Raw genomic sequence first — 19,857 nt, forward strand, 5'->3', positions numbered from 1 at the left:
CCAAGGGCAGCAAAGCCCAACGGGGGTTTCATCCATGCATCGCCGCAGCCTGCTCGCCGCCGCCACCATCCTGCCTGCCGCCGCGGCGCGGGCACAACCGGCTTGGCCGAACCAGCCGATCCGCCTGATCGTGCCCTTCGCGGCCGGCGGCCCGACCGACATCCCGGCGCGCCTCTTCGCCGAGGAGGTGTCGAAGCAGCTGCCGCAGCGCGTCGTCGTCGAGAACCGCACGGGCGCCGGCGTCGTCGTCGGGACGGAGGCGGTGGCCAGCGCGCCGAAGGATGGCCACACGCTGCTCTACAGCACCATCGCCCATTCGGTGCTGCGCCCGCTCTTCCCGCGCCTGCCCTTCGACCCGGTGGCGGATTTCCAGCCGGTCGCCCTGCTCGGCGTCATCCCGATGATCCTGCTGGTCAACAACGCCCTTCCGGCGAAGACCATGCAGGAGCTGGTCGCACTCTTCCGCGCCAAGCCCGGCGAGTACGACTACGGCAGCAGCGGCATCGGCGGCGCCGTGCACCTGGCGACGGAGCTGCTGCTGAAGCGCGCCGGCAACCTCCGGGTCAACCACATCCCCTATCGCGGCTCGGCCGCGGGCATGCCGGACCTGCTCTCGGGCCGGCTTGCGATGTTCATGGATGTCGCGGCCGGCGGCCTGACCTATGCCAGCCGCGGCGATGCCCGCGCCATCGGCATCTCCTCGGCCCAGCGTCTGCCCCAGGCGCCGGACATCCCGACCTTCGCCGAGGGCGGCGTCGCCAATGCCGAGAGCTATACCTGGCACATGGTCTTCGCGCCTGCCGGCACGCCGGCGCCCGTCGTGCAGGCGATCAACGCCGCCTTCAACAAGGCTGCGGCGGAGGAGAGCGTGCAGCGCCGCCTCACCGACCTCACCATGACGCTCAGGAGCGACAGCACGCCCGAGACCGCGACGCGCTGGCTCGCCGAGGAGATCGCCAAATGGGAGGCGATCATCAAGGACGCCGGCATCAAGGTGGATTAGCCGGGGGCGCTCATCACCGGCCGGAGCGGCGCCACCGCCGCCTCGGCCGGAGCCACGGTCACCAGCTTGCCGCCCTGCCACTGCGCGAGAAAGGGGCGGGCGCGGAGGTTCTGGCCCTTCTCGTCGAAGCGGGCGCCCCAGCCATTGGGCGTCGTCCCCTCCGCCACATCGGTCGCCAGCAGCGCCGCGCGCAGCTTGTCGCGCTCGAGCCCGGCGGCGCGCTGCACCGCATCCAGCACCAGCCGCGCGCCGACGTAATTCGCCAGCGAATGGCCGGAGCGCGGGTCGCTGCCATAGCGCCGCTTGTACAGCTCGGCGAAGCCCTGGGCGCCTGGCGCCAGCGCCTCGTTCACCGCGAATTGCGGGAAGTCCACATCCAGCGTGCCGTCGAATTCGGGGCCGATCGAGCGCGCCGTATCCGTCAGGCTGTAGCCTGCGCCGGCGCCGATCACCATGCGCGGCCGCCACCCCGCCTCCTTCATGCCGCGATAGAACAGCACGATGTCGTTCTGGTAGCCTGTGTGCAGCACCACATCGGCGCCGACCGCACGCAGCCGCTGCAGCAGGGGCGAGAGATCGACGCTGCGCGCCGGATAGGCGATGCGCTCCACTTGGTTCAGCCCGCGCGCCTTCAACTGCGCCTCCTGCGCGCCGCTCACCGCCTGGCCGTAGGTGCCTTCCTCATGCAGGATGGCGATGCGCAGCACCTCGGGCGGCGTGGACCAGGCGGCGGCCAGCGCATCCGGGATGACGGCCACCGAATCGCGGGCGAAATCGCTGGCGCGAGGGCAGAGCCGGAACAGGGTGCGGAAGCCGCGCTCGGTGATGGTGTCGGCAATGGCGCCAAGCTCGAAATAGGGGAAGCCAAGCAGCTCCGCCGCCTGGCTCGCAGCGAAGCCGAGATGCGAGGCACAGGTGCCGAAGCAGGCCGCCACCTTCTCCACCCCCTGCAGGCGGCGCAGCTCGGACACGGCCTGGTCCGCACCGGCGGCATCTCCCTTCACCAGCCGGATCGGCCGTGCCAGCAGCCCGCCGGCCGCGTTGCGTTCCTCCGCCGCCAGTTCCAGCCCGCGGAAGCTCTCATCGCCGAGCAGGGCCAGGCTGCCGGTGAGGGGGAACAGGGCGCCGAGCCGGAGCTCATTGGCGGGCGGCGCGCCCTGCGCCCATCCCGGCCGCGGCGCGGCGAGGGCGGCGAGGCCGCCAAGCAGCGGGCGACGGGCGATCCTCGGCATCAACATCCTCTCGCGGCAGGCGCGCGGGCGATTCATCGCATGCCCCGCTATCCTGGCAAGGCCTCCCTTGGCGGAGCGCCCGCTTGACGCCGCGCCATGCCGCGCGGAAACCTCGCGGCAACTCCGGGAGAGACCGCCATGGCCACCTTGCCCCAGTCGATGACCGCGATCACCCATGGCGATGGCGGCCCGCCCGAGGTGCTCGTCCCCGCATCCGCCCCGGTGCCGCAGCCGAAGGCGGATGAGGTGCTGATCCGCGTCCTGGCGACCGGCGTCAACCGCCCGGATGTCGCCCAGCGCCAGGGCAGCTACCCGCCACCGCCCGGCGCCAGCCCGCTGATCGGCCTCGAGGCCGCCGGCGAGGTGGTCGCCACCGGCGCCGAGGTCTCCGCCTGGAAGGTGGGGGACCGGGTCTGCGCCCTGACCAATGGCGGCGCCTATGCCGAGTACTGCACCGCCCCCGCCAGCCAGTGCCTGCCCTGGCCGCGGGGGTTCGACGCCATCCGCGCCGCCGCCCTGCCGGAGACCTTCTTCACCGTCTGGGCGAACCTCTTCGGCCATGGCCGGCTGGCCGCCGGCGAGACGGTGCTGGTCCATGGCGGCAGCAGCGGCATCGGCGTCACCGCCATCCAGCTTGCCAAGGCCTTCGGCGCGACGGTGATCGCCACCGCCGGCAGCGCGGAGAAGTGCAAGGCCTGCTTCGACCTCGGCGCCGACCATGCCATCGACTACCGCGCCCAGGATTTCGTCGAGGAGGTGAAGCGCGCGACGGGCGGCAAGCTCGCCAATGTCGTGCTCGACATGGTGGGCGCCGACTACTTCAACCGGAACCTGAAGTGCCTCGCCATGGATGGGCGCCTCGTCATTATCGCCTTCCTCGGCGGATTCGAGGTGCCGAAGGCCGACCTGCGCCCGATCATGACCCGGCGCCTCACCGTCACCGGCAGCACCATGCGGCCGCGCACCACGGCGCAGAAGGCGGAGATCGCCGCGGCGCTGCGCGAGAAGGTCTGGCCGATGCTGGATGCCGGCAAGGTGGCGCCGCCGATCCACAAGGTCTTCCCGCTGGCCGAGGCCGCCGCGGCGCATGCGCTGATGGAGAGCAGCACGCATATCGGCAAGATCATGCTGAAGGTCGCCGATTGAGCAGGCTCCTGGGCCCCGCCGGGGGCCGGCCATGGCGGGGCGGGCGGTGAGCGCCGCCGCCAACCCCGCGCCGCCCATGGCGACCCGGCTGCAGGGGCTTCGCTACCTCGCCGTCTCGGTGGTGCTGTTCGGCGGGGTCTGGCCGATCACCAAGGTGGCGCTCGCCCATGCGACGCCGCTCTGGTTCGCGCTGAACCGCTGCGTCATGGCGGGGGCGGTGACGGCGCTGCTGCTGGCGGCGCTTGGGCGGCTGCGCTGGCCGGTGCGGGGCGACTGGCCCTGCATCCTGGCGATCGGCCTGCTGCAGCTCGGCGGCTTCTTCGCACTGACCCATATCGCCCTGTCCTGGGTGCCCGCCGGGCGCATGGCGATCCTCACCAATGTCACCGTCTTCTGGCTGATCCCGCTCTCGGTCTGGGTGCTGGGCGAGCGTGTCTCGCGGATGCAATGGCTGGCGGCGGCGGTCGGCCTTGTGGGCGTCGGCATCCTGATGCAGCCCTGGACGATGCTGGGCGCGGCCGGCTCGCTCGACGCGCTGCCGGGCTATGCCATGCTGCTGGCCTCCAGCCTCGCCTGGAGCATCGCCATCCTCGTCACGCGCCGCCTGCCGCCGCGCCGGCCGGTGCTCGACCTCCTGCCCTGGTGCTTCGGCGTGGCGACGCTGCTGGTCCTGCCGCTCGCCCTGCTGCGGGAGCCGGGGGGTGGCATCGAGGGTCCCTCCTGGCCCCATGCCGCCTTCGTCGGCGCCGTCGCCGCGCCGATCGGCACCTGGTCCACCATCGAGGCGGGGCGGCGCCTCTCCGGCATCCTGGCCTCGGTCGGCTTCCTCGTCGTACCGGCGCTCGGCGTCCTTATTTCGAACCTCTGGCTGGGCGAGGCGCTGGGATGGGATGTGCTGGCCGGTGGCGGACTGATCGCGGTCAGCGTGGTATTGGCCGCAAGAGGCTAGGGAAGGAGGGCGGATGCGCCTCAATCTGGTGGAAGCAGGCGACGGGCCGCCCGTGATCCTGCTGCACGGGCTGTTCGGCGCGGCGCAGAACTGGGGGGCGGTGCAGCGGCACCTGTCGGCACGGCACCGCGTCCTCGCCCTCGACCTCCGCAACCACGGCGCCTCCCGCCGCGCCGCCGCGATGGACTATCCGGCGATGGCCCAGGATGTGGCGGAGACGATGCAGGCCATGGGCGCGGCACCGGCCGCGGTCATCGGCCATTCGATGGGCGGCAAGGTGGCGATGGCCCTGGCGTTGACGGCGCCGCAGCACGTCTCCCGCCTTGTCGTCGTCGATATCGCGCCGGTCACCTATCCGCCGGCGCTGCGTGCCTATGTCGAGGCGATGCAGGCGGTCCCGCTGCAGTCGGGCCTGACGCGGCGCGATGCGGATGCCGCCCTCGCCGCGGCCATCCCGGAGGCGAGTATCCGCGCCTTCCTCGTGCAGAATCTCCGCATGCAGGACGACCCGCCGAGCTGGCGCCTCGGCCTCGCCGAGATCGGCGCGGCGATGCCGGTGATCGAGTCCTTCCCCGAGCTGCCGGGCCGCTATGAGGGACAGACCCTCGTCATCAACGGCGAGCGCTCGGGCTATATCCGGCCCGAGTCCCACCCGCGCTTCCAGGCGCTGTTCCCGGCCGCGCGCTTCGCCACGGTGCCCGGCGTCGGCCATTGGGTGCATGCCGAGAACCCGTCCGGCTTCCTCGGGCTGGTCGATCCCTTCCTCGACTGAGACCTCCCTGCCAGGCCGTCCGGCGGTATGCTGGGACGGTCCGAGGGAGCCCGCACCACCATGAACCAGATGACCGGCCTGCCCGTCTCCCGCCGGGTGATGAACCTGGCCGGCTTCCTGGCCCAGACCGCCCGGCGCCTGCCGGACCACCTGGCGATCGCCTGGGGCGACAGGCGCTGGAGCTGGCGCGAATTCGAGGGGCGCTGCGCGGCGCTGGCGGCTTCGCTCACCGCCCATGGCATCGGCAAGGGCGACCGCATCCTCGTCCATGCGCGGAACGGCAACGAGCTGCTGGAGACGATGTTCGCCGCCTTCCGCCTCGGCGCCGTCTGGGTGCCGACCAATGTCCGGCTGGTGCCGGAGGAGGTGGCCTTCCTCGCCGAGGCCTCCGGCGCCCGCGCCTTCCTCTGCCAGTCCGTCTTTCCCGGCCATGCCGCCGCCGTGGCCGCCGTGCTGCCCGATCTGCGCCTGCTGGCCAGCATCGGCGAGGCCGGCTTCGGCCAGGCGACGCATGAGGGGCTGATCGCGGCGGGGCAGGGGCGGCCGAGTCCCGTCGCCACGGTCGAGTATGACGAGCCCTGCTGGTTCTTCTTCACCTCCGGCACCACCGGCCGGCCCAAGGCGGCGGTGCTGACGCATGGCCAGATGGGTTTCGTCATCACCAACCATCTCGCCGACCTGCTGCCCGGCACGACGGAGGCGGATGCCTCGCTCGTCGTCGCGCCGCTCTCCCATGGCGCCGGCATCCATTGGCTGACCCAGGTGGCGCGCGGCGCCGCCAGCATCCTGATGCCCGGCGAGCGCTTCGATGCCGCCGAGGCCTGGCGCCTGGTCGAGGCCCACCGGGTCAGCAACATGTTCACCGTGCCCACCATCCTGAAGATGCTGGTCGAGCATCCGGCGGTCGATGCGCATGACCATGCCTCGCTGCGCCATGTCATCTATGCCGGCGCGCCGATGTACCGCGAGGACCAGAAGCACGCCCTCCGCAAGCTGGGCCGCGTCCTCGTGCAGTATTTCGGCCTGGGCGAGGTGACCGGCAACATCACCGTCCTGCCGCCCGCCCTGCACGAGCCGGATGACGGCCCCCATGCCCGCAGCGGCACCTGCGGCTATGCGCGCACGGGGATGGAGATCGAGATCCAGGACGAGCAGGGCGGCGCGCTGCCGCCCGGCGCCCAGGGCGAGATCTGCGTCTCCGGCCCTGCCGTCTTCGCCGGCTACTGGAACAACCCCGAGGCCAATGCCAAGGCCTTCCGCAACGGCTGGTTCCGCACCGGCGACCTCGGCCACATGGATGCGGAAGGCTTCCTCACCATCACCGGCCGCGCCTCCGACATGTACATCTCCGGCGGCTCCAACGTGTATCCGCGCGAGGTCGAGGAGGTGATCCTGCAATATCCCGGCATCGCCGAGGTCGCCGTGGTCGGCGTGCCCGACCGGCACTGGGGCGAGATCGGCATTGCCGTCATCGTCCCCCGCGCCGGCGCGGCGGTGGACGAGGCCGGTCTGCTCGCCTGGCTCGACGGCCGCGTCGCCCGCTACAAGCTGCCGCGCCGCGTCTTCGTCTGGGAGGCGCTGCCGCGCTCCGGCTACGGCAAGATCACCAAGGCGATGGTGCGGGCGGAGATGGAGGCGCGCGGCCTGCTGCCCCCTGCCTGACCCGCACCACCGCGCCCGGCTCAGCCGGGCTGGGTGTCGATCCAGCCGACGCAGCCATCCGGCCGGCGATAGACCACGGCCAGCGCGCCCGAGCCGCTGTTGCGGAACATCAGCACCGGCTGCTGGGTGAGGTCGAGCCGCATCACCGCCTCGCTGACCGTGAGGCGGGCGATGTCGGTCGGCTGCTCGGCGATGATCGGGCTGTGCTCGCCGCGGACCTCCTCCTCCTCGGCCCCGGCGGCGTCGCTCTCCGCCTCCTCCGGCTCGGCCTGCAGCACGTATTGGGTCGCCGCTTCGCCCGGCCTGTCCTCGGCCATGCTCCGGGCGTGGTCGTTCACCCGGCGGCGATAGCGGCGAAGGCGCTTGGCCACATGCTCGGCCGCCATTTCGAAGGCCTTGTGGGCATCCACCCCGGCGCCTTCGCCCCGCATGAAGAGGTTGCGGCCGGCCTTCAGGTTGATGTCGCAGGCGAAGAAGGCCCCCATCCGGCCCTTCGCGTCGCGGCGGAAGGTGACGTTCGCTTCCAGCGCGTGGTCGAAATACTTGCGGGCAATGGTCGCCAGCCCTTCCCGGACATGCGCCTTCAGCGCCTCCCCGGTCTCGACCTGCTTGCCTGCGACGGTGATGTGCATGTGGACAGACCTCCTTCCGTGTGCGGAAGGGCTGCCCGGCATGCGCCGGGGGCGCGGGATGCGCCCCGCGGCAGGATCAGGCCGGGACGGCCTTCTCCCGCTTGCGCTGCACCGAAGATGGGATGCGCAGCGCCTCCCGGTATTTGGCCACGGTCCGCCGGGCGATGTCCACGCCTTCCTGGCGCAACCGTTCGACAATGGCATCGTCGGACAGCACCGCCTCCGCGTCCTCCGCCTCGATCATGCCGCGGATCCGGTGCCGCACCGCCTCGGCGCTGTGGCTCTCGCCGCCCATCGTCCCGGCGATGGCGGTGGTGAAGAAGTATTTCAGCTCGAAGGTGCCGCGCGGCGTCGAGATGTACTTGTTGGCGGTGACGCGGGAGACGGTGCTCTCGTGCATCTGCACCTCCTCCGCCACGTCGCGCAGGATCAGCGGGCGCAGGTACTCGACGCCATGGCGGAAGAAGCCGTCCTGGCGGCGGACGATCTCGCTGGCGACCTTCAGGATCGTGTTGGCCCGCTGCTCGAGGCTCTTGAGCAGCCAGTTGGCGCTCTGCAGCCGCTCGGCGAGGAAGGCCTTCTCCTCCTTGTTGCGGGCGCCGACCTGGCAGCGGGCATGGAAGCCGCGATTGACCAGCACCCGCGGCAGCGTGTCGGGATTGAGCTCCAGCAGCCAGCCGCCATCCGGGGCACGGCGCATCAGCACATCCGGCACCAGGGCCGGGGCAGGGGCGTGGTCGAAGCTCGCCCCGGGCTTCGGGTCCAGCCGGCGGAGCTCGGCCAGCATATCGGCCAGATCCTCGGCATCGACGCCGCAGACCGCCATCAGCGCCGCACGGTCCCGCCGCGCCACCAGGTCGAGATGGTCGAGCAGCGCCTGCATGGCCGGGTCCAGCCGGTTGCGCTCGGCGAGCTGCACGGCAAGGCATTCGGCCAGGTTGCGGCAGAACATCCCGGTCGGGTCGAAGCGTTGCATCCGGCCACGCACGGCGGCAACCGCCGCCTCCTCGCAGCCGAGCACCGCCGCGATCTGCGCATCCTCGACCGGGAGCCGGCCGGCCGGGTCCACCAGGGCGAGAAGCTGCGCCGCGATCAGGCGCTCCTGTGGGCTCTGGAAGGCGATCCGCACCTGCTCGCCGAGATGCTCGCGGAGGCTGCGGCCGGCGGCGGCCAGATCCTCGACGCCCGACAGGTCCTCGCCGAAATCGGCCCGGCCGCCGCGGCCATAGGGCGATTCATAGCCGCCGCCGGCGTCATAGACATTGTCCCATTCGGCATCGAGCGGCCCGGCCGCCTCGCTCGGCAGGGTCTCGGACACGGCGGCGGCATGACTGTCCGGCCCCTCCGTCATGGCGGGCGCGGTGTCCACCCGATGCCCCGAATCCGGGCCGGGCAGCACGCGCTCATCCCGCTCCAGCAGCGGGTTCCGCTCCAGCTCCTCCTCGACGAAGGCGGTGACCTCGAGATTGGAGGATTGCAACAGCTTGATGGCCTGCCGCAGCTGCGGCGTCATCACCAGCGACTGCGATTGCCGCAGGTCGAGGCGCGGCGCCATCGACATGCTCAGACTCTCCGGCCTGCAGGGGGCGAGGTGAGGATGTCCCGCATGCCCTAGAGACTGAACCTCTCGCCGAGATAGACGCGCCGCACGCCCTCATGGGCGACGATGTCATGCGGCAGCCCCTCCATCAGCACCTTGCCGTCATGGAGGATATAGGCCCGGTCGATGATCTCGAGCGTCTCGCGCACATTGTGCTCGGTGATGAGCACGCCGATGCCGCGATTCTTCAGGTGCTTCACCAGGTCGCGGATCTCGCCGACGGCGATCGGGTCGATGCCGGCCAGCGGCTCGTCGAGCAGGATGTAGGACGGATGCGTCGCCAGTGCGCGGGCGATCTCGCAGCGCCGCCGCTCGCCGCCCGAGAGGGCGAGGGCCGGGGCGCGGCGGAGATGGGCGATGCCGAATTCCGCCAGCAGCGCATCCAGCATCTGCTCCCGCCGGTCGCGCACCGGCTCGACCACCTCGAGCGCGGCGCGGATATTGTCCTCGACCGAGAGGCCGCGAAAGATCGAGGCCTCCTGCGGCAGGTAGCCGAGGCCGAGCCGGGCGCGGCGGTACATCGGCAGGGTCGTCACGTCATGCCCGTCCATGACGACGCGGCCCTCATCCGGCTGGACGAGGCCGGTGATCATGTAGAAGGTCGTCGTCTTGCCCGCGCCATTCGGCCCGAGCAGCCCGACCGCCTCGCCACGCTTGAGGTTGATCGAGACGTTCCGCACCACCGGCCGCTTGCGGTAGCGCTTGCCGAGGCCGGTCGCCACCAGCCCGCCCTCGCCCTCGATGGCACGGAGGGCCGGTGCGGCATTGCCCTCGGGTAGCGTCGTCTGGTTCATCGGCTGCGGCGCTCCGGGGCTGCGGGTTGGGGTGTGGCGCCGCGGCCGGCGGGCGGGCTGGCGCCCTGGCCACCACCCTGGCCGCCCCCTTGGCCACCCGGCTGCTCCTGGTTCTGGTTCGGCAGGATCAGCCCCTGCACCCGGGCGCCGGGGGCCGAGACCAGCCGCGCCACGCCGGTGCGGAGGTTCACGATCGCCTCCTGCCCGTTGATCTGGTTGTCGGTCCGGGTGATGCGGACATTGCCGAGCAGCCGGGCCATGCCGCTCGCCGCGCTGTAGACGCCGCGGTCGCCGCGGACCACATCGGTCGGGGTGCGGATCTCGACATTGCCGAAGGCCTCCACCCGGTCGAGCTTGCCGGCGCCGGGCACCGGCTTCTCGCCAGGCTTCGGCGGTGGCGGCGAGGCAGCGGGCTGCCCCTGGCCTGGCCCGTCGAGCATGTAGGAGACGAGGGTATCGGCGGTGATCCGCCGCCCCTCGGCATTGTCCACCACCACGGCATTGCCGCGGGCAACGGCCATCTTGCGGGCCGACCAGTATTCCAGGCTGTCCGAGGCGGTGATCACCTGCTGCGCCGTGGTCAGCGAGAGGTTGCGGCCGGTGAGCACCAGCACCGCCTGGTCGATGTCGAAGACGGCGCGGTCGCCGCGTGCCGTGTCGGTCTCGGTGGCGATGCGGACATTGCCTTCCGCCTCCAGCCGCCAGATCTCGTTGCTGCCGCCGCCGAGCGCCTGGTCCGGGCTGCCGGCCGATGCGGCCGGCACCGCGGCCTGCCCGGCATTCGGCCGTCCCTGCGGCCGGTAGCGGGCGAGCAGCCTGTCGGCATACACGGTGACATTGCCGCGGATCGCGCGCGCATTGCCGCGGGCGATCACCACCTGCTCCGCCTGGCGCCATTCGATGCCGTCCGAGGCGGTGACATCGACCGGCCCGCCCTGGGACATGTCGATCCCCTGCGCCCGCGCGGCGAGCGACAGGGATAAGGTGAGGGGCAGCGCCAGCAGGGCGGCGCGCAACGTGCGCCTCATGGCTGGCGCCCCTCCAGCACCGCATGGGCATTGCCGGTGAAGACGACGACCGCGCCGCGCTCGGTGATGCGGAACCCGTCGGAGGTGATGGTGCCGAAGCTGCCCTGTGCCGCCACCGGCGCATCGCCGCTGGCCGTGCCGGCCTCGGTCTCCACCGCTGCGCTCTCGGTCAGCATCATCACGCCGCTGTCGTGGTAGATCGTCACCTCGCCGCTCAGGTCGAGATGGTTGGCCGCGCGGTTGAAGCGCCCCTGATGGGCCTGGAGATACACCCAGGCGCCGTCGGAGAGGAGGATATCCGCCCGGGGCTCCTCGAGGTCGAGCACCTGCTCGGCGCCCGGCTGCTGGCCAATGCGGGCGGTGACGGTGAAGGGGCGGTTCAGCGAATCGACTCCCTGATAGCGCGGATTGACGACCCGTAACCCTTCCGCCCGGGGTTGCACCATGCGCCTGAAGCTGACGCGGGAGCGGTCGTCATTGCCCTCGATCTCCGGCCAGAACACCACCACCGCCAGCAATCCAAGGGCGAGGGCGGGCAGCAGCCGCTTGCTCCAGCGCACCATGAAGCGGCGCCGTGCCATCTGCCCCTGGCTGAAGCTCCGGCGCTCGCGCGACAGCGGCAGCATGGCGCGGTCCGCCGGCATGGCGGCGCGCGGCGCCAGTGGGGCGGCCGGGGAGGGGCGGTCCGCCATCACGGGCGCGCTTGGCACAGGGCCGGCAGGGGAGGGGTGGCTTGGTGCTGCACGCCGCATCTATGGGCTGGCAGGGCGCAGGGGTCAACGCACGGCGCTCCGTCTGGACAAGAATCATGCCAGGAATGTGTGGCGCTCTTGACAACCGCCTCATCATTGCGAAGGCGACAGGCTCCGGCCGGCCTCAATGCGCCAGGATATCGGGATCCCCATAGCCGAGGAGGTCGAGTGCGCCGCGCGCTGGAAGGAAGCGGAAGCAGGCCTCGGCCAGCTCCATCCTGCCCTCACGCCGCAACAGCCCCTCGAGCTTTGCCCAGAGCGCATGCAGATGCAGCACATCGGAGGCGGCATAGGCGAGCTGTTCGGCGGAAAGCTCCGGCGCGCCCCAGTCGGAACTCTGCTGCTGCTTCGAGATCTCGACCCCGAGCAGCTCCTTGCAGAGATCCTTCAGCCCATGCCGGTCGGTGAAGGTCCGCACCAGCTTGGCGGCCACCTTGGTGCAGACCACCGGGGCCACGGTCACGCCGAGATTCCGGTAGAGCGCGGCGCAGTCGAAGCGGGCGTAGTGGAAGAGCTTGGTAACGGCCGGGTCGGCCAGCAGCCGCTTCAGGTTGGGGCAGTCCGCCCCGCGCCCGCCGAGCCGCTCCGGGACGATCTGCACAAGCTCCGCATTGCCGTCGCCAGCGGAGAGCTGCACCAGGCAAAGCCGGTCGCGATGCGGGTTCAGCCCCATCGTCTCGGTGTCGATCGCGACCACCCGGCCGAAATCGAGGCCATCGGGCAGGTCGTGGCGATGCAGGCGGATCACGGCGGTCTTCCTTGCGGCGGTGCCGCCGCCGCGGCCGGCCGGCTGGGGGGAGAAGAGGGTCGTACCCAATGCGCGGTCCCCGAAGCGGGGAATGGTGCCCAGGAAAGGACTCGAACCTTCACGACCTTGCGGTCACTGGCACCTGAAGCCAGCGCGTCTACCAATTCCACCACCTGGGCACAGGCTGCGGAGCCAGCGGCAAATCGCCGCCGGGAGCGCGCTGATAGAGGGGGCCGAGCCGGCCGTCAAGCGGGTTTGCAGCGGCCCGCTTGGCGCGGCTTCGCGGCAGACCTATGGTCCGCCCGCCGATAGCCGACCCGATCCGAGATCGCCCTAGCCTGGAGCGCCGCCGCATGCGTCAGACCACCGTTCGCCAAGTTGCCACCGTCTTTGGGGGGGCAGGCTTCATCGGCCGCTACGTGGTCCAGCGGCTGGCGGCACAGGGCTGGGTGGTGCGCATCGCGGGCCGGGACCCGGCGCGGGCGCGGTTCCTGCAGACCCAGGGGATGGTGGGCCAGATCGTCCCGCTCGCCGCCAGCCTCGACGATGACGGCGCCGTGGCACGAGCCGTCGCCGGCGCCGACCTGGTGGTGAACCTGGTCGGCATCCTGGCCGAGCGGAAGGCGGGTGATTTCACGCGCGTGCAGGCCGAGGGCGCCGGCCGGGTGGCCCGCCTGGCCGCCGCCGGCGGGGTGGAGCGGCTGGTGCATGTCTCGGCGATCGGCGCCGACCCGGCCAGCCCGAGCCGCTACGGCAAGAGCAAGGCGGAAGGCGAGGCGGCCGTGCGGGCGGCCTTCCCCGGCGCGACGATCCTCCGCCCGTCGATCGTCTTCGGCCCCGAGGACCAGTTCTTCAACCGATTCGCCAGCCTCGCGCGGTTCCTGCCGATCATGCCGGTGGTCGCCGGCGCCACCCGCTTCCAGCCCGTCTATGTCGGCGACGTGGCCGATGCAGTGGTCGCGGCCGCCACGCGCGAGGATGCGGTCGGCAAGACCTATGAGCTGGCCGGCCCGCGGGTGCTGACCTTCCGCGAGTTGCTGCGCTTCATCCTCGACACCACGGGCCACCGGCGCCCGCTGGTCGATCTGCCGCAAGGGCTGGTGAAGCTGCAGGTCGCCCTCGGGCGTTACCTGCCGAACGCGCCGCTGACCGAGGACCAGCTGCTCATGCTGCAGCGGGACAATGTGGCGGCCGCCGATGCGCCCGGCCTCGCCGCGCTCGGCATCGCGCCGAAGTCGATCGAAGCGGTGGTGCCGGGCTATCTGCGGCGCTTCCGCACCGGCGGCGGGCGCCGGCCGCAACCGGCTGGCTGAAAGGTCCAATTCGGACCAAATGAATCGGGAGGGGTTAAGCGAAACTTTCCTCCCGAAAGCCGGCTGCGATTTTTATGTCATAGTTACTGACCTAACGGCCAAAAAAGACTCGCCTCCCATATCGCGGAGCCGTAAAGCTGCGCGCGTTGTCAGCCGAGGCGGCTGCGGCGCCGCGCGCCCGCATCGCCCTTGATCGAGAAAGCGGGGACGCCGCCATGGCCGAACGGATGCTGCAATTCGTGCGCCTTTCCCAGGCACAGCCCGAAAAGCGTGACATCGCAGCCCGCCGCAGCGATTTCGGCGAGATCTACCGTGAATTCGCGGCCGAGGCCGCCTCCGCCCAGGCCAGCCGCTGCAGCCAGTGCGGCGTGCCCTTCTGCTCGATCCACTGCCCGCTCAACCAGAACATCCCGGACTGGCTGAAGCTGACGGCGGAGGGGCGGCTGGAGGAGGCGCATGAGGTCAACTCGGCCACCAACACCTTCCCCGAGATCTGTGGCCGCATCTGCCCGCAGGACCGGCTCTGCGAAGGCAATTGCGTCATCGAGAAGGGCTTCGAGGCCGTCACCATCGGCGCCGTTGAGAAATACATCAACGACACCGCCTGGGCGAATGGCTGGGTGAAGCCGCCGAGCCCGCGGCAGGAGCGGTCGCACAGCATCGGCATCATCGGCGCCGGCCCGGCCGGCCTCGCCACCGCCGAGCGGCTGCGCAGCCGCGGCTGGCAGGTGCATGTCTATGACCGCTACGACCGCGTCGGCGGGCTGATGATCTACGGCATCCCGAACTTCAAGCTGGAGAAGGAGGTCGTGCTCCGCCGCTGGAAGCAGTTCGAGGCAGGCGGCATCCATTTCCACCTGAATGTCGCGATCGGCACCGACATCACCCTTGCCGAGCTGCGCGCGAAGCATGACGCGGTCTTCATCGCGACAGGCGTCTACAAGGCGCGCGACATCGAGACGCCGGGCAGCGGCCTCGCCGGCATCGTCCCGGCGCTCGACTACCTGACCGCCTCCAACCGCGACAATCTCGGCGACAGCGTGCCCGACTTCGCCTCCGGCGCGCTCGATGCCAAGGGCAAGCGCGTGGTCGTGCTCGGCGGCGGCGACACCGCGATGGATTGCGTCCGCACCGCCATCCGCCAGGGTGCGGCCGCGGTCACCTGCCTCTACCGGCGCGACAAGGCCAACATGCCGGGCTCCATGCGCGAGGTGAAGAATGCCGAGGAGGAGGGCGTGGAGTTCACCTGGCTCGCCGCCCCCGAGGCCTTCATCGGCGATGGCAAGGTCGAGGCGGTGCGGGCGACGCGCATGCATCTCGGCCTGCCGGACACGACGGGCCGGCAGCAGGTCGCGCCCATTCCCGGCAGCGAGTTCACCGTCCCCTGCGACCTCGCCATCAAGGCGCTCGGCTTCGATGCCGAGGACCTGCCCGCCATGTTCGGCGAGCCGGCCCTCGCCGTCACCCGCTGGGGCACGGTGAAGGTCGACCACCGCACGATGATGACCACGCTGCCCGGCGTCTTTGCCGGCGGCGACATCGTCCGCGGCGCCTCCCTCGTCGTCTGGGCGATCCGCGACGGGCGCGACGCGGCGGACCAGATCGAGGCCTATGTCACAGCCAAGGCGGGCGCCGCGCTCGCCACCGCGGCGGAGTGAGAGCCATGAGCGAGACCGGAACCGAATTCGCCCGCGCCTTCCAGGCCAGCGCCGCCCGCCTGCGCGACGAGGCATGGATCGACACCACCGAGCATGATGCCTGCGGCGTCGGCCTCGTCGCCGCGCTCAACGGCAAGCCCTCCCGCCAGGTGGTCCAGGCCGGCATCGACGCGCTGAAGGCCGTGTGGCACCGCGGCGCCGTGGATGCCGACGGCAAGACCGGCGACGGCGCCGGCATCCATATCGAGATCCCGCAGGACTTCTTCGGCGAGGTCGTGCAGCGCGGCGGCGACCGGCTGCGCCCGGGCCGCATCGGCGTCGGCATGGTCTTCCTGCCGAAGACCGATTTCGGCGCGCAGGAGCGCTGCCGCCAGATCGTCGAGACGGAGATCCTCTCGGCCGGCTACGGCATCTATTCCTGGCGGCAGGTGCCGATCAGCATCGGCTGCATCGGCGAGAAGGCGAATGCGACCCGGCCCGAGATCGAGCAGATCCTGATCTACGACCCGGAGCAGCGCGAGGAGGCGATCTTCGAGCGCGACCTCTACGTCATCCGGCGGCGGATCGAGAAGCAGGCCATCGCGGCCCAGATCAGCGAACTCTACCTTTGCTCGCTCTCCTGCCGGTCGCTGATCTACAAGGGCATGTTCCTCGCCGAGCACCTGACGGAATTCTACCCGGACCTGCTGGATGCGCGCTTCACCTCGCGCTTCGCCATCTACCACCAGCGCTACTCGACCAACACCTTCCCGACCTGGAAGCTGGCGCAGCCCTTCCGCATGCTGGCCCATAACGGCGAGATCAACACGCTGAACGGCAACATCAACTGGATGAAGAGCCACGAGACCCGGCTCTCCCACCCGCTGCTGGATGCGCATCTCGAGGACATCAAGCCGGTGGTGCAGGCCGGCGGCTCCGACACGGCGACGCTCGACAACGTCTTCGAGCTGCTGGTCCGCGGCGGGCGCGACGCGCCGATGGCGAAGTCGATGCTCATCCCCGAGAGCCTCGGCAGCAACGCCACCATGCCGCAGGCGCATCGCGACCTCTTCCTCTACTGCAACGCGGTGATGGAGCCCTGGGACGGCCCCGCCGCCATCGCCGCGACCGATGGCCGCTGGGTGATCGCCGGGCTCGATCGCAACGGCCTCCGCCCGCTGCGCTACACCCAGACGGCGGACGGGCTGCTGATCGTCGGCTCCGAGACCGGCATGGTGAAGGTCTCCGAGGATACGATCGTCGCCAAGGGCCGCGTCGGCCCCGGCCAGTGCATCGGCGTTGACCTGCAGGAGGGCCGCTTCCTCCGCGATGCCGAGCTGAAGGACACGCTCTCCGCCCGCCATCCCTTCGGCAGGTGGACCGAGCGCACCACCCGGATCGACGGCATCGTCCGCGCCGGCGACGGCGAGCCGGTGAAGCTGCAGGGCGAGGCGCTGCGCCGCCGCCAGCTCGCCGTCGGCTACACCATGGAGGAGCTCGAGAGCATCCTCCACCCGATGGTCGAGGACAGCGCCGAGGCCGTGGGCTCGATGGGTGACGACACGCCCATTGCCGTGCTGTCGGGCCAGTACCGTGGCCTGCACCACTACTTCCGCCAGACCTTCAGCCAGGTCACCAACCCGCCGATCGACAGCCTGCGCGAGACGCGGGTGATGACGCTCAAGACTCGGCTCGGCAATCTTGGGAACATCCTCGACGAGGACCCGACGCAGTGCGACATGCTGATGCTGGACAGCCCCGTCCTCTCGAACGCCGAATTCGCCGCGATGCGCGAGTATATGGGCGGGACGGCCTGCGAGGTGGACTGCACCTTCGCCTCCGCTGAGGGCGAGGCCGGGCTGCGCCGCGCCATCGACCGCATCCGGCGCGAGGCGGAGGAGGGCGTGCGCTCCGGCTGCGCCCATGTGATCGTCACCGACGAGCACCAGGGTCCGGACCGCGCGCCGATCCCGATGATCCTCGCCGTGGGCGCGGTGCACACCCATCTCGTCAAGCACTCGCTGCGGACCTTCACCAGCCTGAACATCCGCTCGGCCGAATGCCTCGACGTGCATTACGTCGCGGTGCTGATCGGCGCCGGCGCGACGACGGTGAATGCCTATCTGGCGCAGGAGAGCATCGCCGACCGCCAGCGCCGCGGCCTCTTCGGCAATACCTCGCTCGAGGATTGCGTCGCCCACTACAAGAAGGCGGTGGACAAGGGCCTGCTGAAGATCATGTCCAAGATGGGCATCTCGGTCATCAGCAGCTATCGCGGGGGCATGAATTTCGAGGCGATCGGCCTCTCCCGCGCCCTGGTGGCGGATTTCTTCCCCGGCGTACCGAGCCGCATCTCCGGCATCGGCCTGCAGGGCATCGCCCGCCGCGTGCTGGCGCTGCACCGGCGCGCCTGGGATGCCGATGTCGTCACCCTGCCGGTCGGCGGCCTCTACAAGCGCCGGCTGCGGGGCGAGAGCCATGCCTTCGATGGCGGGCTGATCCACACGCTGCAGGATGCGGTGGAGACCGACAGCTACACCAAGTTCAAGCGCTACTCGGAGGCGGTGCGCCGGCAGCCGCCGGTGGCGCTGCGCGACCTGCTCGACTTCCGCAGCGAGGGCCGCAGCGCGGTGCCGATCGAGGAGGTCGAGAGCATCACCGAGATCCGCAAGCGCCTCGTCGCGCCCGGCATCTCGCTCGGCGCCCTGAGCCCCGAGGCGCATGAGACGCTCTCCATCGCCATGAACCGCATCGGCGCCAAGTCCGACAGCGGCGAGGGCGGCGAGGACCCGGAGCGCGCCCGGCCGCGCGCCAATGGCGACAACGCCAACAGCGCCATCAAGCAGATCGCCTCGGGCCGCTTCGGCGTCACCGCCGAGTACCTGAACGCCTGCCGCGAGATCGAGATCAAGGTCGCGCAGGGCGCCAAGCCCGGTGAGGGCGGCCAGCTGCCCGGCTTCAAGGTCAGCGGCATCATCGCCAGGCTGCGCCACGCGACGCCTGGGGTGACGCTGATCTCGCCGCCGCCGCATCACGACATCTACTCGATCGAGGATCTGGCGCAGCTCATCTACGACCTGAAGCAGATCAACCCGGATGCGACGGTGACGGTGAAGCTGGTGTCGCGCAGCGGCATCGGCACCATCGCGGCCGGCGTCGCCAAGGCGAAGGCGGATGCCATCCTCGTCTCCGGCCATTCCGGCGGCACCGGCGCCTCGCCGGTCTCCTCGATCAAGTATGCCGGCCTGCCCTGGGAGATGGGCCTGTCCGAGACGCACCAGGTGCTGCAGCTCAACCGCCTGCGCCACCGGGTGAAGCTGCGCACCGATGGCGGCATCAAGACCGGGCGCGACGTGGTCATCGCCGCCATGCTCGGCGCCGAGGAATTCGGCATCGGCACCGCCTCGCTCGTCGCCATGGGCTGCATCATGGTCCGGCAGTGCCACAGCAACACCTGCCCGGTCGGCGTCTGCACCCAGGACGAGACCCTGCGGCAGAAATTCGCCGGCAGCCCGGAGAAGGTCATCAACCTCTTCTCCTTCGTGGCGGAGGAGGTGCGGGAGATCCTCGCCTCGCTCGGCATGCGCAAGCTGACCGATGTCATCGGCCGCACCGACCTGCTCAAACAGGTCAGCCGCGGCTCGGAGGATCTCGACGACCTCGACCTGAACCCGCTGCTGGTCCAGGCCGATGCCGGCGGCCATGCCAGCTACTGCACCCTCGAGGGCCGCAACGAGGTGCCGGAGACGCTGGACGCCGACATGATCCGCGACGCCGCCTCGCTCTTCGAGCGTGGCGAGAAGATGCAGCTGCAGTACAACATCCGGAACACGCACCGCGCGATCGGCACCAAGATCAGCAGCAAGATCGTGCGGAAGTTCGGCATGTCGGGCCTGCAGCCCGGCCACCTGACGGTGCGGCTGCGCGGCACGGCCGGCCAGTCGCTCGGCGCCTTCGCGGTGCGCGGGCTGAAGCTCGAGGTGCTGGGCGATGCGAACGACTATGTGGGCAAGGGCCTCTCCGGCGCTTCCATCGTCGTTCGCCCCGCGCCCTCCTCCTCGCTGGTCTGGGCCGAGAACACCATCATCGGCAATACCTGCCTCTACGGCGCGACGGCCGGCGAGCTTTTCGCCGCGGGCCAGGCCGGTGAGCGCTTCGCCGTCCGCAACAGCGGCGCGCTGTCCGTCGTCGAGGGCTGCGGCGCCAATGGCTGCGAATACATGACCGGCGGCACGGTCGTGATCCTCGGCCCGGTCGGCGACAATTTCGGTGCCGGCTTCACCGGCGGCATGGCCTTCGTCTACGACCCGGATGGCAGCTTCGAGCGGCGGGTCAATCCCGACACGCTGCTCTGGTCCCGCCTCGCCTCCACCCATTGGGAGGCGGAGCTGCAGCGGCTGATCGGCCGGCACGTGGCCGAGACCGGCTCCCGCCTCGCCGCCAGCCTGCTCAACGACTGGGGCCAGCAGCGCGGCCATTTCTGGCATGTGGTGCCGAAGGAGTACGCCAAGTACCTGCCGGTGCCGATGCAGGATGCCGCGGCGGTGGCGGCCGAGTAGGCCGCCAGAGGGCAGAGGGCAAAGGGCAGG

General features: G+C 70.6%; 15 protein-coding genes and 1 tRNA gene. 8 read left to right on the forward strand and 8 right to left on the reverse strand.

The genetic code is table 11. The annotated features are described in order from the left end of the window. Positions 1 to 34 precede the first annotated feature (34 nt). Positions 35 to 1,003, forward strand: coding sequence for a Bug family tripartite tricarboxylate transporter substrate binding protein (locus BLR02_RS00315; protein WP_090659403.1), 969 nt, complete (start codon positions 35 to 37; stop codon positions 1,001 to 1,003). Here the strand turns inward: BLR02_RS00315 and BLR02_RS00320 are convergent. Beyond that, positions 1,000 to 2,235, reverse strand: a complete 1,236-nt coding sequence (locus BLR02_RS00320; protein ID WP_245704563.1) for an ABC transporter substrate-binding protein — start codon at positions 2,233 to 2,235, stop codon at positions 1,000 to 1,002. The genes BLR02_RS00315 and BLR02_RS00320 overlap by 4 nt on opposite strands. A 138-nt stretch (positions 2,236 to 2,373) precedes the next feature. Here BLR02_RS00320 and BLR02_RS00325 point away from each other — a divergent pair, with 138 nt between their 5' ends. Genes BLR02_RS00325 through BLR02_RS00340 form a run of 4 tightly spaced genes read left to right on the forward strand, consistent with a single transcriptional unit; the run spans position 2,374 to position 6,764 of the window. Beyond that, positions 2,374 to 3,381 (forward strand): NAD(P)H-quinone oxidoreductase, encoded by a 1,008-nt coding sequence (locus BLR02_RS00325; protein WP_090659409.1) that lies wholly within the window; start codon positions 2,374 to 2,376, stop codon positions 3,379 to 3,381. Between the two features lie 46 nt (positions 3,382 to 3,427). Beyond that, complete coding sequence (locus tag BLR02_RS00330) at positions 3,428 to 4,330, forward strand: DMT family transporter (RefSeq protein ID WP_245704564.1); 903 nt, start codon at positions 3,428 to 3,430, stop codon at positions 4,328 to 4,330. Positions 4,331 to 4,343: 13 nt separating this feature from the next. Further along, positions 4,344 to 5,102, forward strand: a complete 759-nt coding sequence (locus tag BLR02_RS00335; protein ID WP_090659412.1) for an alpha/beta fold hydrolase — start codon at positions 4,344 to 4,346, stop codon at positions 5,100 to 5,102. A gap of 60 nt (positions 5,103 to 5,162) precedes the next feature. Continuing rightward, complete coding sequence (locus BLR02_RS00340; RefSeq protein WP_218127830.1) at positions 5,163 to 6,764, forward strand: acyl-CoA synthetase; 1,602 nt, start codon at positions 5,163 to 5,165, stop codon at positions 6,762 to 6,764. Positions 6,765 to 6,784: 20 nt separating this feature from the next. Here BLR02_RS00340 and hpf read toward each other — a convergent pair whose 3' ends face one another. The 7 genes from hpf to BLR02_RS00375 all read right to left on the reverse strand — a co-directional run bounded on the left by hpf (position 6,785) and on the right by BLR02_RS00375 (position 12,497). After that, positions 6,785 to 7,396, reverse strand: a complete 612-nt coding sequence (hpf, locus tag BLR02_RS00345) for a ribosome hibernation-promoting factor, HPF/YfiA family (protein ID WP_090560415.1) — start codon at positions 7,394 to 7,396, stop codon at positions 6,785 to 6,787. A 76-nt stretch (positions 7,397 to 7,472) separates the two neighbouring features. Next, positions 7,473 to 8,957, reverse strand: a complete 1,485-nt coding sequence (gene rpoN, locus BLR02_RS00350) for an RNA polymerase factor sigma-54 (protein ID WP_090659415.1) — start codon at positions 8,955 to 8,957, stop codon at positions 7,473 to 7,475. Positions 8,958 to 9,007: 50 nt separating this feature from the next. Beyond that, positions 9,008 to 9,790, reverse strand: a complete 783-nt coding sequence (lptB, locus tag BLR02_RS00355; RefSeq protein ID WP_090560417.1) for an LPS export ABC transporter ATP-binding protein — start codon at positions 9,788 to 9,790, stop codon at positions 9,008 to 9,010. Beyond that, complete coding sequence (locus BLR02_RS00360; protein WP_090560418.1) at positions 9,787 to 10,818, reverse strand: LptA/OstA family protein; 1,032 nt, start codon at positions 10,816 to 10,818, stop codon at positions 9,787 to 9,789. The genes lptB and BLR02_RS00360 overlap by 4 nt, the downstream gene beginning before the upstream one ends. Continuing rightward, positions 10,815 to 11,510, reverse strand: coding sequence for an LPS export ABC transporter periplasmic protein LptC (lptC, locus tag BLR02_RS00365; RefSeq protein WP_245704565.1), 696 nt, complete (start codon positions 11,508 to 11,510; stop codon positions 10,815 to 10,817). Before lptC ends, BLR02_RS00360 begins: the two co-directional genes overlap by 4 nt. 184 nt (positions 11,511 to 11,694) lie before the next feature. Then, positions 11,695 to 12,318 (reverse strand): ribonuclease D, encoded by a 624-nt coding sequence (locus BLR02_RS00370; RefSeq protein ID WP_090661448.1) that lies wholly within the window; start codon positions 12,316 to 12,318, stop codon positions 11,695 to 11,697. Positions 12,319 to 12,410: 92 nt separating this feature from the next. Beyond that, positions 12,411 to 12,497, reverse strand: a tRNA-Leu gene (locus BLR02_RS00375). 174 nt (positions 12,498 to 12,671) lie between these two features. Between BLR02_RS00375 and BLR02_RS00380 the strand changes: the two genes are divergently transcribed. From BLR02_RS00380 to gltB, 3 genes are all read left to right on the forward strand, one after another. After that, positions 12,672 to 13,631 carry a complex I NDUFA9 subunit family protein gene (locus tag BLR02_RS00380; protein WP_090560419.1) on the forward strand — a complete coding sequence of 320 codons (960 nt, stop codon included), beginning with the start codon at positions 12,672 to 12,674 and terminating at the stop codon, positions 13,629 to 13,631. A gap of 215 nt (positions 13,632 to 13,846) precedes the next feature. Continuing rightward, positions 13,847 to 15,289, forward strand: a complete 1,443-nt coding sequence (locus BLR02_RS00385; RefSeq protein WP_090659418.1) for an NAD(P)-dependent oxidoreductase — start codon at positions 13,847 to 13,849, stop codon at positions 15,287 to 15,289. Positions 15,290 to 15,294: 5 nt separating this feature from the next. Beyond that, positions 15,295 to 19,827: a glutamate synthase large subunit gene (gene gltB, locus BLR02_RS00390; protein WP_090659421.1), complete on the forward strand. Its 4,533-nt coding sequence runs from the start codon at positions 15,295 to 15,297 to the stop codon at positions 19,825 to 19,827. Positions 19,828 to 19,857 lie beyond the last annotated feature (30 nt).

Source organism: Belnapia rosea, from assembly GCF_900101615.1.
In the GTDB taxonomy this organism is placed as follows: Bacteria; Pseudomonadota; Alphaproteobacteria; order Acetobacterales; family Acetobacteraceae; genus Belnapia; species Belnapia rosea.

What these genes read in the sequence shown, in the direction of transcription:
- BLR02_RS00320 (WP_245704563.1), bottom strand. Translation starts at nt 2,235, where the DNA reads ATGCCGAGGATCGCCCGTCGCCCGCTGCTTGGCGGCCTCGCCGCCCTC.
- lptB (WP_090560417.1), bottom strand. Translation starts at nt 9,790, where the DNA reads ATGAACCAGACGACGCTACCCGAGGGCAATGCCGCACCGGCCCTCCGT.
- rpoN (WP_090659415.1), bottom strand. Translation starts at nt 8,957, where the DNA reads ATGTCGATGGCGCCGCGCCTCGACCTGCGGCAATCGCAGTCGCTGGTG.
- lptC (WP_245704565.1), bottom strand. Translation starts at nt 11,510, where the DNA reads ATGGCGGACCGCCCCTCCCCGGCCGCCCCACTGGCGCCGCGCGCCGCC.
- BLR02_RS00315 (WP_090659403.1), top strand. Translation starts at nt 35, where the DNA reads ATGCATCGCCGCAGCCTGCTCGCCGCCGCCACCATCCTGCCTGCCGCC.
- BLR02_RS00385 (WP_090659418.1), top strand. Translation starts at nt 13,847, where the DNA reads ATGGCCGAACGGATGCTGCAATTCGTGCGCCTTTCCCAGGCACAGCCC.
- BLR02_RS00335 (WP_090659412.1), top strand. Translation starts at nt 4,344, where the DNA reads ATGCGCCTCAATCTGGTGGAAGCAGGCGACGGGCCGCCCGTGATCCTG.
- gltB (WP_090659421.1), top strand. Translation starts at nt 15,295, where the DNA reads ATGAGCGAGACCGGAACCGAATTCGCCCGCGCCTTCCAGGCCAGCGCC.
- BLR02_RS00340 (WP_218127830.1), top strand. Translation starts at nt 5,163, where the DNA reads ATGAACCAGATGACCGGCCTGCCCGTCTCCCGCCGGGTGATGAACCTG.
- BLR02_RS00360 (WP_090560418.1), bottom strand. Translation starts at nt 10,818, where the DNA reads ATGAGGCGCACGTTGCGCGCCGCCCTGCTGGCGCTGCCCCTCACCTTA.
- hpf (WP_090560415.1), bottom strand. Translation starts at nt 7,396, where the DNA reads ATGCACATCACCGTCGCAGGCAAGCAGGTCGAGACCGGGGAGGCGCTG.
- BLR02_RS00325 (WP_090659409.1), top strand. Translation starts at nt 2,374, where the DNA reads ATGGCCACCTTGCCCCAGTCGATGACCGCGATCACCCATGGCGATGGC.
- BLR02_RS00380 (WP_090560419.1), top strand. Translation starts at nt 12,672, where the DNA reads ATGCGTCAGACCACCGTTCGCCAAGTTGCCACCGTCTTTGGGGGGGCA.